Annotated in this window: 11 protein-coding genes and 1 pseudogene; 1 reads left to right on the top strand and 11 read right to left on the bottom strand. The window is 57.1% G+C overall.

Features of this window, described 5'->3' with window-relative positions; translation table 11 throughout:
• Positions 1-78 precede the first annotated feature (78 nt).
• From ACI48J_RS10870 to ACI48J_RS10835, 8 genes are all read right to left on the bottom strand, one after another.
• Complete coding sequence (locus ACI48J_RS10870; RefSeq protein WP_405082739.1) at positions 79-1,209, bottom strand: sensor histidine kinase; 1,131 nt, start codon at positions 1,207-1,209, stop codon at positions 79-81.
• The gene (locus tag ACI48J_RS10865; RefSeq protein ID WP_405083205.1) at positions 1,206-1,898 is read right to left on the bottom strand and encodes a response regulator; all 693 of its coding nucleotides are present in this window, start codon (positions 1,896-1,898) and stop codon (positions 1,206-1,208) included. The genes ACI48J_RS10870 and ACI48J_RS10865 overlap by 4 nt, the downstream gene beginning before the upstream one ends.
• Positions 1,899-2,104: 206 nt before the next feature.
• Positions 2,105-3,124, bottom strand: a complete 1,020-nt coding sequence (locus tag ACI48J_RS10860; RefSeq protein WP_405082738.1) for an S-layer homology domain-containing protein — start codon at positions 3,122-3,124, stop codon at positions 2,105-2,107.
• Between the two features lie 24 nt (positions 3,125-3,148).
• Positions 3,149-4,171, bottom strand: a complete 1,023-nt coding sequence (locus ACI48J_RS10855) for a hypothetical protein (protein ID WP_405082737.1) — start codon at positions 4,169-4,171, stop codon at positions 3,149-3,151.
• 30 nt (positions 4,172-4,201) lie between these two features.
• Positions 4,202-5,200, bottom strand: a complete 999-nt coding sequence (locus ACI48J_RS10850; protein WP_405082736.1) for a TolB family protein — start codon at positions 5,198-5,200, stop codon at positions 4,202-4,204.
• A 145-nt stretch (positions 5,201-5,345) separates the two neighbouring features.
• Positions 5,346-6,746: a sensor histidine kinase gene (locus tag ACI48J_RS10845; RefSeq protein ID WP_405082735.1), complete on the bottom strand. Its 1,401-nt coding sequence runs from the start codon at positions 6,744-6,746 to the stop codon at positions 5,346-5,348.
• Positions 6,737-7,432: a response regulator transcription factor gene (locus ACI48J_RS10840; protein ID WP_405082734.1), complete on the bottom strand. Its 696-nt coding sequence runs from the start codon at positions 7,430-7,432 to the stop codon at positions 6,737-6,739. Before ACI48J_RS10840 ends, ACI48J_RS10845 begins: the two co-directional genes overlap by 10 nt.
• A gap of 261 nt (positions 7,433-7,693) precedes the next feature.
• The gene (locus tag ACI48J_RS10835; RefSeq protein ID WP_405082733.1) at positions 7,694-7,867 is read right to left on the bottom strand and encodes a hypothetical protein; all 174 of its coding nucleotides are present in this window, start codon (positions 7,865-7,867) and stop codon (positions 7,694-7,696) included.
• Between the two features lie 328 nt (positions 7,868-8,195).
• Here ACI48J_RS10835 and ACI48J_RS10830 point away from each other — a divergent pair, with 328 nt between their 5' ends.
• Positions 8,196-8,798, top strand: coding sequence for a nitroreductase (locus ACI48J_RS10830; protein ID WP_326053039.1), 603 nt, complete (start codon positions 8,196-8,198; stop codon positions 8,796-8,798).
• A gap of 275 nt (positions 8,799-9,073) precedes the next feature.
• On the opposite strand, the pseudogene ACI48J_RS10825 reads toward ACI48J_RS10830, so the two are convergent.
• The 3 genes and pseudogenes from ACI48J_RS10825 to ACI48J_RS10815 all read right to left on the bottom strand — a co-directional run.
• Positions 9,074-9,439: pseudogene (locus ACI48J_RS10825) on the bottom strand (zinc-binding dehydrogenase); the annotation flags it as partial.
• 92 nt (positions 9,440-9,531) lie between these two features.
• Positions 9,532-10,320 (bottom strand): MerR family transcriptional regulator, encoded by a 789-nt coding sequence (locus tag ACI48J_RS10820; protein ID WP_405082732.1) that lies wholly within the window; start codon positions 10,318-10,320, stop codon positions 9,532-9,534.
• 45 nt (positions 10,321-10,365) lie between these two features.
• On the bottom strand, positions 10,366-13,716 hold the full coding sequence (locus ACI48J_RS10815) for a DEAD/DEAH box helicase (protein ID WP_405082731.1): 3,351 nt from the start codon (positions 13,714-13,716) through the stop codon (positions 10,366-10,368).
• Positions 13,717-13,820: the final 104 nt, after the last annotated feature.

Genomic DNA, 13,820 nt, shown 5'->3' with positions numbered 1-13,820 from the left:
TGATCAGTGTACCCATCAATTATGAAGAACCTGTGTAGGCGAAGCTCCCTCAAACGTTTATTTTTATTTTTTAAACCGTTACTCGTCTCCGAAATCCGGCTCCCGCAAAATCTGCGTCTTTAGTGCCGCAAGGGGCGGCTGTGCTGCGGAAAGGGTGACTAGGAAAACCGCACCCCCTTCATTGGCCGCGGAAATCCGGCCTCCGTGCGCCTGCACCAGCTTGCTGACGATGGCAAGTCCCAGCCCGCTGCCTCCGGACCTGCGGTTGCGCGACTTGTCGCCGCGGTAAAAGCGCTCGAAAATGTACGGCAGATCGCTTTCCCGTATACCCGGGCCCGTATCTTTGACGGTGATGAGCACCTTGTCTCCCGCACGCCTGCCTTTGAGCGCCACTTCCCCGTCAGGAGGCGTATAGGTCAAGGCGTTGCTGAGCAAATTGACCAGAATTTGCGTGAGACGGTCGGGGTCGGCATCGAGGTACACGTTCCGGGGGGCGTCGACGGTGAAGCGGATCCGTTTTTCCAGGAAGGCGGCGGACATAAATGCCTTCACCTTCTCCATCACGGTGTCCAGAGGCACCTTCGTCCGGGTGAGCCGGAATACCGGCGAGTCCAGTTCGTTGAGCTCTTCCAGCTCCTTAATGAGATCGGCCAGGCGGACGATCTCTTCGTAACACGAATGGATGCGCTCCGGTGTCGGCTCCCAGATACCGTCCTCCAGCGCCCTCATGTGGCTTTTCAAAGTCGCCAGAGGCGTGCGGAGCTCATGGGCGATATCCTCGGTCATCGTAACGCGGATTTTCTCCAGCCTTTGCAGCTGCTCCGCCAGCTCGTTGATCGACCGCCCGAGCTCCGCCAGCTCGTCGTCTCCGCCCACCGCGGTACGGCTGTCCAGCTGGCCTCGGGTCATTTTCTCGGCCACGGCCTTCATTTCCACGAGGGGAGCCGACACCCGCTTCGCTACGAAGAAGCCCATGCAGGCGGCCAGCACGATCGAACCCAGGAACGTCCAGAGCACCGATTGCATGATGGCCTGTTCCAGATGCGTATTGAGCCGGGGCATATCGTGCATCGCACCGTCCGCCTGATTCATGTACATCGTGATATGATAATGCGTGCTGATCAGAATGGTCGCCGTCGAGATGATCAGAATTCCCGTAGCCATCGCGACGATCATGACAGCAAGCCGGACATGCAGCTTCTTCTTCACTTGAGCTCACCGGAGAAACGGTATCCCGCTCCGTAAACCGTCTGGATATAGACGGGATTTTTCGGATCCTTTTCGATTTTCTGCCGGATGTTCTTCACATGCTGATCGATGGTCCTCACGTCCCCGTCGTAGGCGAAACCCATAATTTTATCGACGAGCTCGTCCCTCGTAAAGCTTCTTTTGGGATAACGCGCAAGCGCTATCAGAAGTTTGTATTCGATAGGCGTCAGACTGACCGCCTCCCCTTGGCAAAAAACAACCTGCCTCAACGAGTCGATCTCCATATGCCCGTTCCGAAAAGAAACGCGGTCCGCCAGCAGCTGGCTGTCGTCCGAACGCCGCAGAATAGCTCTCACGCGTGCCACAAGCTCCCTCGGATCGAACGGCTTCGTCAAGTAATCGTCGGCTCCGAGCGACAGACCGTGAATCTGATTCGTCTTGGAAGCTTTGGCCGTGAGCATGAGAACCGGTACCGCATCGGACCGCCGGATTTCCCTGCAAACCTGTTCTCCGTCCATATCGGGTAGCATCAGATCCAGAACGAGCAGATCGACGCCGCCTTGCCGGACCGTTTGCAGCGCTTCTTGTCCGCTGCCCGCTTCGGCGGTACGAAAGCCTTCTTTTTGCAGATAAGACACGATGACTTCCCTGATTTTGTCTTCGTCATCCACGACCAGAATCGTTTTCAGGGCAGATTCCCCCTTTACTTGGCATTCCCGGATTAGGGCCGGGTCGGGCCCTATTTTACTTTATCGGCACAATATGTAGAAACGATGTAGATTGTACATTGGCAGGGGATAAACCTGCATCAAGCAACCCCTTTACGATTATAAACCCGTGTTCCGGGAGTTGCGAAAAAAGCCGCGAAGAACGCGGCTCGGCTTCTTTCATGTACTTATTGGACCTGCTGCTGATAAGCTTTGGCCGCTTCGTTCACCGCTTTAAGCTCGCCTCCCTGGACGTATGAAGGAAAATTCTTGTTGTCCTTGCGCACATAAACGGTGCTGTCCGTTGCCGTCAGAAGCTCGCCGGACGCCGGGAAATAATAGAAACTCGTGTCCGCATTCCGGAAGACGGCCGCTCCGCTTAAATCTTTTTTGGCTTTCAGAAGGTCATCGTCTGCTGCTTTAAACGTGATCCGGCTTGCTTTACCCTCGTAATAAGTGACAACGAAATTTTTATAAATTTCCTGCGGATTGCCGTCCGCTTCGTCCTGGCCGGTTGCGAACGGCTTGCCGAGCAGCGCGTGAACTTCATCCGCCGCCTGGCCTACCGCCAATCCGTTCAGGATGAACTTGCCGTTCTCCGCTTTAACCAGCAGCATATCGTGGCGTTGGCCGTAGCTGCCGTTCTTCTCGAAGAGACGGTCGATAATGACGGCGGCCTCGGCCCGGGTTAAATACGGGTCCAGCGCCAGGTCGGTATCGGTTCTGCCTTGCAGGATTCCGTTCTTCCGGCTGACGTCCGCGGCCGTTTTATCATCAACCGGCTTTGAGCGGAGCGACGGGTCGATCATGCGGCTGACGATTCGGGCGAGCTCAAGCCTGGAGATCGGCTTATTCATGTTCTCTTTCTTCACGCTGCCGTCAATAAAGCCTTTCGTCTGCTGCGCTTCCGCAAAGTACGGCTGCCACCAGCTGCCGCTTCCTGCGCCGCCTGCCGTAAAGGCCGGGTTGTCGGTCATCACGGCCATTTTAATGAACTGTGCCCAGGTAACCTGGCTCTGCGGGGCGAATTCCTGATCGGCGATGCCGTCGATGACATTCATCTGGTACGCATGGATAATGCTGTCCTGAGCCCAGGCCACACGATCGATATCTTTAAACAACCAGTGAGCCTGCGTGGTCGAGTTCAGGGACAGAAGCAGAACGCCTCCGGCTGTCAGTGCGGTTGTCCATTTTTTTATCTGTTTCATCCTTCATCCCATCCTTTTATTTCTTTAATTAGCGGTTTTCACATCCGGAAATGCGGCGGCGATACGGGCGTCAAGCCCCTTCCAGAAAGTTTCGATGCCGGGTTTGGGGTCTCCGATGACGCTTTCGCCTTTCTTCCCGGGGGTATAAATAACATCCTTGTTCGCGTTGATGACCGTCAAATATTCTTTCACGATGCCGGCCGTCTTCGTATCCGGGTTGTTTTTGACGAGTTTCTCGTAGCTCTGCTTCACGAGCGGAATGAGCTTCATGCCCGGTTCTTCGATCGCTTCATAGCGGTAGCCATGAATATATTCGTGCAAATAGTCGCTGTAGAGAGCTTTGATTTCTTCCGCTTTTTGCCCCTTCGGGTAGGCGATCAGAGCCTTCTCCGCCGCCAAGGTACGTTCCCCAAGCTCGTCGCGCGAGATTTTCAGGCTGGCGTCGGAACGGAAAGGCGTCTCGGTTTCAAGCGACTGGATGGCCAGATACGCCTTCAGATCGTCCGATACATACGGTGAATACGTCTTGTTCAGCGCGTCATAATCGACTTTCCAGAAATAACTGCCCTCTTTATCCGACAGCTGGAGCTTGGCGGCCGCCTGGTTTTTCAGCCACTGCTTCAGCGTATCGTCGTTCACGACCTTGTTGAAATCCGCGGGATAGCCGATTTCCCTCATTTTGTCCGCCGTTCCGGGCTGGCCCATCATTTCGGTAAAACTGGCGTTCAAACCGGGCAGATGTGTGTCGTAAAACTTCTGCAGCTCGATAAACATCTGATCGGCCGTCGCTTTATCGGCTTTGGGCATATTCTCGTCGAGGAAGGCCGTGACCTCCCTGGCTTCTTTGGCCTGGGAGATTTTCAGCCGGAGCTTGTCGAGGACATTGCCGCTTGCAGCCGCTCCCGGGCTCGGTGAAGCCGTCCGGACGGAGTCCGGCCGGGATGGCTCTTTGACTTGAACATTCTGCTCCGGGGCTCCGCAGCCGGCGAGCAGGAATGCGGCCAGCAGGGCGCAGACCCCCGCTTGTTTGACTAGGTTCGCTTTCAATCTCTCTTCACTCTTTCCGTTTCCGATTGCTTATTTTAATTGATAGATGGTCGTGAACATGTTGTCCGCGATGTCGCCGGACAGAACTTCGCTGACCATGAAGGAAGTACCCGAAGGACTCCAGTCAATGACGCTTTTTAAATTAGGCTTATACGAGACGGGAATCATCCGGCCCGAGTCCGCGTCCATTACGTAAAGTCCCGTCATCCCTTGATCGGGACTGAATACGGAGAAGGCGATCCGGCTTCCGTCCGGGGACCACGACGGCTGCTGAAGGAGACGCCCCCTCGCTGCCGTCTTCTCCCTGCCGCCTCGCACGGCATCGGCCAATACGAGCGCGCTTTGATCGGGTCCGGCCGCGCTGACCAGGGCGATCTGCTTCCCGTCCGGAGACAGCGCGAAGTCGGACACGCCGCCCCGGGTCCATATCCGGGCGCCGCTCCCATTCGTTTCCGTGACGGTCAGCTCCCGTTCGCCGCTCAGAACATACAGCCTCCCGGCTTTTAATGCGGCTTTAACGATACCGGACTCCACGTTCTCGTGTTCGACGCGCGTCATTTCGCCGTCGGTTCCGAATTGGACGAGCCGTCCTTGCGGCTCCGTGAGCACAGCCAGATACGACTTGTTATCTATCCACGCCCCCAGGAACTCCCGGGTTTGCGCCCCGGTGCGTATAATCCGGCCGGTTTCCAGATTGTACAAATCCGCGGCTCCCTCATACCGGTGATACACCCAGGCATTCTTCCCGTCCGGCGCCATCTGCGCCCCTGTCGCTCCCTTTATCCCCGTATCGCGGATCTTGTCTCCCGCAAGATTCCGGAACTCCAGGGGAGCCCCGACCAGAGAAGCACCCGAGATGCCGATAAGTTCGCCCTGCGGGCTCCAGCCCATCCCATAGAACTGCTCCAGGCGCTGAATTCCCGCCAGCACGATGTTCTCGCCGGTCCCGGCGGCCGGCGGATCCACAACGGTTACCGACGGAGAAGGCGAACGGTCGCATCCCGGGGCGGCTGCAAGCAGGAACATCATTCCCGCCCATACGGCCAGCCGCTTACCGATTCTACCGAGCTTCAGAATGATGTCCTCCTTTCAAGCTCTTCCTAGAATATAACCCTCAAAGTTTTCCGCAAGATTTCAACTTGTTTCGAACTTGTAAATGTTTCGGCAAAACTTTTCATCGGTCCCCTGCCGGAAAAGTCACGATAAAAGAAACCCCGCCTGTAACGGGATGTTCCACCCGGATTTGCCCGTGCTGCTTATTTACAAGCTGCCTGACGAGCGACAGTCCTAGGCCGCTGCCTCCCGACTTCCTGGCCCGGTCCTTATTCACCGTGTAAAAAGGCTCAAAAATCCGTTCTCTGCGGTCCTCCGGTATGCCGAGTCCGGTATCGGTGAATTCGACCTCAACTCCGCCTTCCTCCATAATCCGGCTGCGGACCAGAACGGTCCCGTTCTCGACGTTGTACTTAATCGCATTGTCCAGCAGATTGAGAAAAATCTGAATCAGGCTTTCCCTGTCCGCCCACAGTTCCGCGGGAACGAGTGCGTGAGAAATGGTCACGCCGAACTTCTCCGCTTTCCCTCTCATCCGGGAGACAAGATCCTCCAAAAGCGAGTCGATCCGGATTTTCTCCGGCTGCTGCTCGAATTCATACTTTTCCAGCGCCGCCAGCTTCAGCACTTTCTCCACCAGTTCGTAGAGCCGCGCCGCTTCCTTGTCGATCACGTCCCGCGCCTCCCGGACCAATCCGGGATCGTCCTCGTACATATGAAGCAGGTCCGTGTAGGCCCGGATGGAGGTCAGCGGCGTTTTCAGCTCATGGCTGATGTTGTTGATAAAATGCTGCTGCGTCCGCAAACTGCCCTGTATGGCGCGGCTCATTTCATAAATGCCGTCGCTGAGCGAGCCCAGCTCGTCTTGGCGCCGGAAGGGCGGAGCGTCGATAAAATCCCCGACCCTGATGTCGTCGGCCGCTTCTTTCAGACGCCGGATCGCCTTTGCCTGACGGTTCATATACAGGAGACCGAGGACAAAACTGAACAGCAGGACGCCGCTGCCCGCTATCAGAAAGGAATTTTGCAAATTCCGGTAAAACGCGTTCTGGGCCGCCAGCGATACCTGAAAATGCAGGACGCCGATCTGTCCTTCGGGACCTTGCGCCGGCGCCAAATAATCCTCCGTATCCCCCAGGACCCGGTAGACGAGCTTATTGTTCAGGGCATGGGAAATCACGCCGCTCACGTCCGGGGATTCCCCCATCGGAAGCGAATCCCCTGTTCTGGCGCCCGTCATATCGTAGAGCAGGAACCTCATGCCGCTAGCCGTTCCGATTTCGACGGCCAGATTTTGCCCCTGCAGCTGCATGAATGTTAGAGGATCGAAGCGCGTCCCCGTCACATACTGCTGTCCGATCCGGTTGTTCGCGATTTCGGCCTGCCGGTTCAGCGTCTTCTCCATCTCTTCTTTCTGATACCTGTGTACGCCGTTCAATACGAGCGCGCTGAGCACGCCGACGGCAAAAAGAAGCAGCGCGGCGATAAACAGCGCAAACTTCCATTTTAAGGTTATCCGCATGGTACTTCCCCGATGGCTTTATACCCGACTCCGTAGACGGTCTGGAGCACGTGCTGGTACGGTTCGCCGAGCTTGGTTCTCAGCCTTTGCACGTGGATATCGACGGTCCGCGTTCCACCGGCGTATTCCATTCCCCATACGAGATCCAGCAATTCTTCGCGCGAGAAAGCCCTTTTTAAATTCGAGAGCAGCAGGGCAAGCAGATCGAATTCTTTGGGAGTAAGAGTCAGCGCTGTCCCTCTCAAACTCACAAGCCTCTGTTCGGGATGCAGGCTCAGTTCACCGATCGTCAAAACGGCGGGTTCTTCACCGTTGCCGCTTTTATCCAGCCGTCTGCACAAGGCTCTTACGCGGGCAATCAGCTCCCTTAAGTCGAACGGCTTCGTCATATAATCGTCTGCGCCCAATTCGAGTCCGAGAATTTTATCCACAATATCGTTTTTTACCGTAAGAAGCAGAATGCCGAGGTTTTTGCGGTTTTCCAGCTTTCTGCACACTTCAAAACCCGTCAGCCGGGGCATCATGACGTCCATGACCAGTACATGAGGCCGGAACGATTCCGTTTTGCGCAGAGCCTCTTCCCCGTCCGCGGCCGTTTCCACGACAAACCCTTCCCGTTTAAGGCCGTATGCGATTGCACTCGTAATCGTCTGCTCATCATCTGCAACAAGAATTTTATAGTCCATGCCGTTCCTCCGATTTCGCTCCGAACTTTTCTCTATTATACACGAGCAAGCCGACCCGGCACGTCAAGAAGATGCAGCCTTGCGAAACCCGTTCCGTAAACCGCTGAAGATTGCTTTATCCGTCCGCCGGAGCAGATGCGTGAATTGCCGGACATTCCTCATAGCTAAACATCCTTACCCCTGCGTATAAAAAGAAAAACCATGACCGCAGGCGGTCATAGTTCTTAGCGACAGAGCTTCTTGGACAGGAACGGAAGCGGATTATTCCCCTTGTCCTTCAGACGGATTTACAATCCCGCAGGACCCCGGGTACCCGTCGTTTGCTCTCATTTCGTCCAGGTGCTCGCGCATTTCGGGATCGCCGGGAAGATCGGCCGTCAATTTAACCGGCGGCTGTCTGAATTCCACGCGGCCTTTAGGATGCTTGTCACTCATCTCTTTATTCTCCCTTCGCTTGTAAAAGCTTTCTTTATAGTTTTCCTGGCCCGGAATAAAACTATTCGGGAAACAGTCCCGGCGCGGAGTCTTCTTTCCACACCGTGCGGCGCTTCCGGCAGGCGGTGCGGCGTCGCGACACGACATCGGTCGGCTGCATGGGTCTGCCTGGCTCGCAACGGCATCCACGGCCCGATTGCATTCCCCGTAGCCATCGGCCGAGATGCGACGGGTGAGGCCAAAATAACCCCCGGTTGACATCTCGGTCGTCCCCGCCTATGCTTGAATCATTGAGAATATTTATCAATGGAAAAGGAAGGTGGCAGCCATGCCTACGGATATGAACCTGACCGACGCTATCAGCGGCCGGAGATCCATCGGAAGAGTGAAAGACGAGCCGATTCCGCGCGAAACCATCGAGGAGCTGCTGGAAGCGGCCAACTGGGCGCCGAGCCACCGCTGCACCGAACCGTGGCGCTTCTTCGTCATGACGGGAGCCGGACGCGGCGTCCTGGCCGAAGCCTACGCCGATGTCGCGGCCGAAGGCTCCGGCGCTTCCGGCGAAGCGCTGGAGGAGCTGCGGGCCAAGCAGGGCAGCAAGGCGTACCGCGCACCGGTCATCATCGGCGTAGCCGTCTCTCCCTCCGAGGACCCGGCCGTGAACCGGATGGAGGAGTTCGCCGCCGCCCATTCCGCGGTGCAGAACATGCTGCTGGCGGCGCACGGGCTGGGGCTTGCCGCCATCTGGCGGTCCGGGGAGCCCATGTACCATCCCCGGATGAAAGCGGCTTTCGGTTTGCGGGAGAAAGACGAGATGGTCGCCCTCGTGTACGTGGGTTACCCGCAGATTGCACCGCAGGCCGGCAAAAGAAACCCCGTGCAGGAGAAAACCGTCTGGATCACGGAAGGTTCCGAGCCCTCGGCAGAATAACGGGCGCCCCCCGATTCGGGCGCGAAGCTTCCCCCCCGATTCGGGCGGGAAGCTTCGCGCCTGTGAACACCGGCCTAACGGCCGGGTTCAGAAGAAGACGACGATGCACCGGGCATGAGCCGGGGCAAGCAGGGCCATGCGATTGGGGCCGGCATCGCGGTTCCACGGACGCCGGTTTTACCGGCGGTTTGGTCGCCTGTCGGCAGGCGAACGAAGCGCCGCATCTCAAATAGCCTCCGTCTCCCCTTCCGGGACAGACGGAGGCTATTTGGCCGTTAGCGGGGCGCCCAAACATCGAGCAGCACTTTGCCTGTGCTCTGCCTGCTTTCGACCCACGCGTGAGCGGCTGCCGCTTCCTCAAGCGGAAATCTGCGGCCGATCGCGATGTTTAGCTTGCCTTCGGCCAAGAACCGGAACACCCGCTCGGCAGGCTCCTTGAGCAAATGCGGCCGCTTGCTGCGGGTCGTACCCAGGCTGAAGCCGAGAACCGAACGGCAGCTCGCGTGGAGGTCCGCCGTCTTGAACGTTCCGGCCGCTCCTCCGGAATTGCCGAATTGGACGAGCCGCCCGTACGGCGCGAGGCATTCGAGGCTCTTCTCCGACACACGGCCGGCGATGGAATCGAGAATAAGGTCCGCGCCTGAGCGCCCCCCGTATTTTCCATGTTTCCTCCCGGAATCCCGGCAAAAAAATAGACCCGGAACCCCGCCGGGCCCGGATCTCTTTGATTTTTTTAACGGTTTGCGCGTTCTTCCCCCGCCCCCTCCAGCCGGTCGCAATAAATATGCATCGCTTCCTTCAGGAAAGCGGAGAGTCCGGCCCCGTGCCGGTCGATGTTGGCCGTAAAGCGTTCATCGGCGACGTACAAGTCGCCGAGTCCCCGGAAAATTTCCGGCGTACAGTCGTAAAAATGGCCCGAAATCCACTGCCGGAGTTCGGCTGCCGCTTCCTGCGCCTTCCGGCTTGACGGGCCTGCCTCCATTGCGGCGGCCGCCTTGGCATAAATCCGTTCGGACTGCCCCATAATATCCGCCCACTGTTCTTTCGTATAAGAGCCGGCGCGTTTCTCCACGGCGTCCATCGTTTCGCTTCCGTACTTTTCGCGCGCTTCGGCGGCATACTTTTTCTTATGCTCTTCCAGCGGGGTGCGGTCGAAGCTTTCGAATAACTCTTCTTTTCTCATCGGAATACCTCCCTCGACAGAAGCAATCGTTCTGTCCACGGTTTCGATGATGTCTTCCAGCCGCTTCTTCTTGCGGAGAAGCAGCTCCTTGTGTCCGATTAACGCACGTTTACGGTCAAAATCGGGACTCTCCAGCAAAGCCTTAATCTCCTGAAGGGCAAAGCCGATTTCTTTGAAAAACAAAATCTGCTGAAGGCGTTCCAGATTCCGGTCCGTATACAGCCGGTAGCCGGCGGCGTTGACCGAGTCGGGTACAAGCAGGCCGATTTCGTCGTAATGATGAAGCGTGCGTACGCTCACGCCCACCAGATCCGCCACTTCCTTCACCTTATACGCCACAACATCACCTCGTTATGAACTTTACAGTATCACGTTACGTGAGGGTCAATCCCCGCTTAAGCCTATTTCCATTTTCTCATCCAGCATCAAAATGTCGCGGATCTCCTGTTCCGTCATCGTGGACACCGATTCTTCCCCCGGACGGATTACTTCCTCGATCAACGTGCGCTTTTTCTGCTGAAGCTGGAACATTTTCTCCTCAACCGTACCCTGGCTGACCAGGCGGATCACCTGCACCACTTTCTTCTGGCCCATCCGGTAAGCCCGGTCCGCAGCCTGCTGCTCGACAGCCGGATTCCACCACAAATCATACAAAATAACCGTGTCCGCACCCGTCAGATTAAGTCCGGTTCCCCCCGCTTTCAGCGAGATGAGGAAAACTTCTTTCTCTCCTTCGTTAAAACGGCTGCAAAGCTCTACTCGCTCGCTTCCCTTCGTTTTGCCGTCGAGGTAAAAATGCGGCACCCCTTCGTAGCCGAGCTCCCGGGAAATGAGGCCGAGCATTTCGGTGAACTGCGAGAAAATCAGCATGCGTTTGCCCGCGCTGCGGCATTCCTCCACGATCTCCAGCAGCTGCTCGAACTTGGCCGAGCTTCCCTCGTAACCGTCCACGAACAAAGCGGGATGGCAGCAAATCTGGCGGAGCCGGGTCAAGCCGGCGAGAATACGGATGCGGTTCTGCTGGAAGCTTTCTTCATGGAGATGCTTGAGCGTCTCATGCCGGAGCTTCGCCAGAAAAGCGGTATACAGCTTCTTCTGCTCCGGCAGAAGCTCCGACGCCTGCACGGTTTCGATTTTATCCGGCAGCTCCTTGAGCACATCGGTTTTGAGCCTGCGCAGCAGAAACGGTCTCGCTCTCCGGGCCACCGCCTCCCGAGACAGCTCGTTAAACGCCTGCCGGGCGGGAAACAGCCCGGGAAAGACGGCGTCGAAGATCGACCACAGTTCTTCGAGCTTGTTTTCTACCGGCGTGCCGGTCAGGGCGAAGCGGTAGGCCGCCTTTATTTGTTTGACGGACCGGGCGGTCTGGGTCGTATAGTTTTTGAACATCTGCGCCTCGTCGAGGATCAGCGTATGAAACGATTCTTTCGCGTAAAGATCCGTGTCCCTCCTCAGCAGCGGGTACGAAGTAAGAACGACGTCCGCCTTCGAGCCTTTGCGCAGTGCCCGGCTGCGCTCCGTTTTCGTCCCGTCGGCGATAACCGCTCGGATTTCCGGCGCGAATTTTTTGAGTTCGTGGAGCCAGTTGTATACCAGCGAAGCCGGGGAAACGATGAGCGCGGGCAGCTTCTTTTTCCGGATATCCGGCAGCACCGACACAAGAAAGGCAATGCTCTGAATCGTTTTGCCAAGCCCCATATCGTCCGCCAGAATTCCGCCGAAATGGTAATGAGCCAGCGTTTTCATCCATTGGTAACCGAATTTCTGGTAATCCCTCAGTATGGGAGAGAGACGCTCCGGCACCGGGAAATCCAGGTTGTCCGGATTCCGCATATTTTCCAGCAGACGCCGGAACGACTTGCCGAGTTTAACGGAGCTGCCTCTTTCCCGCGCGTCCGTCAAATGCAATCCGCGGTTAACCGGCAGCCGGAACCCCGTATCCGTCATGTCGCCTTTTCCCGCTCCGGCCTCGTTCATCAGTGCGATAATCTCCTGGAACTCGGCGCTTTCCAGAGGAACTAGGGAGCCGTTCGGCAGCCGGTGATACTTTCTTTTGATCTGCATGGACCGGATCAGATTCCGGATCTCCGCTTCCGGCAGACCGAGCAGCTCGAATTTGAACTCGAGCCAGTCGGTGCGCTCGTCCACTTCTACCGTAATCTGGGGCGGAAAGCCGGTATACAGTCTTTCTTTTACGGCGGAGGTCGCATATATATCCAGCATCCTCTCGAGCAAGGGGACCGTATGATACAGGAAATCGTACTCCGCTTCCTCGTCGTCCCAGAAATAGCCGCCTTCCGTCTTGGCGAACGAGTTCTGCTCCATGAGGCGGATGATGGTTTCCTCTTTCTCGGTGTCCCGCATCACAATATAGTCGGTCCCGCGCTGCCGGCCGGCTTCCTCCAGCGGATTCAGGACCACACTGCCGTAGTGGAATTCCAGACCCGCCAGCAGCCGGTCCCTGACCCGGTCCAGGTACAGCTTCGCCTTGAGCGGCGTCTGGTAAATCCGGTCCGATACGGAGGGAGCGATCCGGACCTGCCCGAGCTTCATCAGTCCGGGAACCACTTTCTCCATGAACGGCTCCATCTGCCCCGGCGTAATGGCCAGGCGGTTCCGGTGAGCCGTCTCCATCAGGCGCTTCAGCTCCGCCAGCCGCTTGCAGTGGTGAGCCGGAAGCTCCAGCAGTTCGCCTTTGTGCAGGACGATTCCGTACGTTTCCATCACCGTAATGCGGTCCAGGCCCTCTACGTCCATCCGGTAGCCGTCCGTTTCCGACCGGTCAAAATCGAACCGGAGCGGCAGCGGCTCTTCCGACATCCTTATGCCGTCGTAAACGCCGTCCGCAAGTTCCAGCTTGACACCCGGTGCTTGAATCAGCAGCGGCAGCAGGGACGTCCACGAAAACGGCGGAATGGGCAGCATCCGCTCGCCTCCCGGAAATGCCTTCGCGGAGGATGCGGACGAATACCCGGTTTCCCTGTACAAGCTCTCGTTCTGGTAAATCTTGATAAGCTGCCGCAGAACGTCATCATGTTCCTGCCGGAAACCGTGAAGATTCGGCTCATACGTGAACACTCTGGAAAATTCGTACGCTTCCCTGCGGTCGAGCCGCTCCAGAAAATCTCTTATTTTTTGTACGATATACATTCTTTTCGGCCCGATTTTCAGTTCGGCCGCGAACATGACTTTACGAAACCCGTAGGCGAAAGGCCGGATCACGATTTCCAGATCCAGCAGTTCCCTCTCGTCCCGCGTAAACCGGGTGCTCCCCGGCCGCCGGCTTCCTCCGAAAAGCCCCAGCATGCTGCTGGTCAATTCGGTGTCATAAAGGGGGGCTCCCCCCGCCCGGCCGGGCTCCGGTAATCCGGAAGGCGCCGCTGCGCTTTCGCTCCGGCCTTCGGACGAACGTTCAAGCAGAGCCGCGCCACGGGAATCCTCGTCCGTCCGGCTTGAATCCAGCAGCTTGAGCAGCACCGCCGCCGTATGCTTGCAGGATTGTCTGAAAGAAGGAAGCGACGGGCAGGTGCATTCCGCGTTGATGCCGCCTCCGGACAGCACGCTCACTTTTACGAGGTAGCTCTCGCGGTCGTCCACGGTCGCCTCCACACTCTGCAGGGCGGGATCATGGCAGGTAAAAACAACTTTCCCGGAGCGGTTTAGCGCCTCTCCTTTATCGTAAGCGGTCCGGCCGCATAACAGCTGGATCGCTTTGCGTGTCAATGCAGAACTCATCCGGTACTCCTTTCCGGCAAAAAAAATCTCTTTTTTGTCCGTCCTAGTTCGGACGTCGTGTTCTCTTATGATACCAGAATGGACGGGAAAGAAAAGAAAGAGCT

The organism is Paenibacillus chitinolyticus (genome assembly GCF_045038035.1).
Taxonomy (GTDB): Bacteria; Bacillota; Bacilli; order Paenibacillales; family NBRC-103111; genus Paenibacillus_F; species Paenibacillus_F chitinolyticus_A.
Note: the sequence above shows the minus strand (reverse complement) of the source record. Positions and strands in the feature narration are given on the sequence as shown.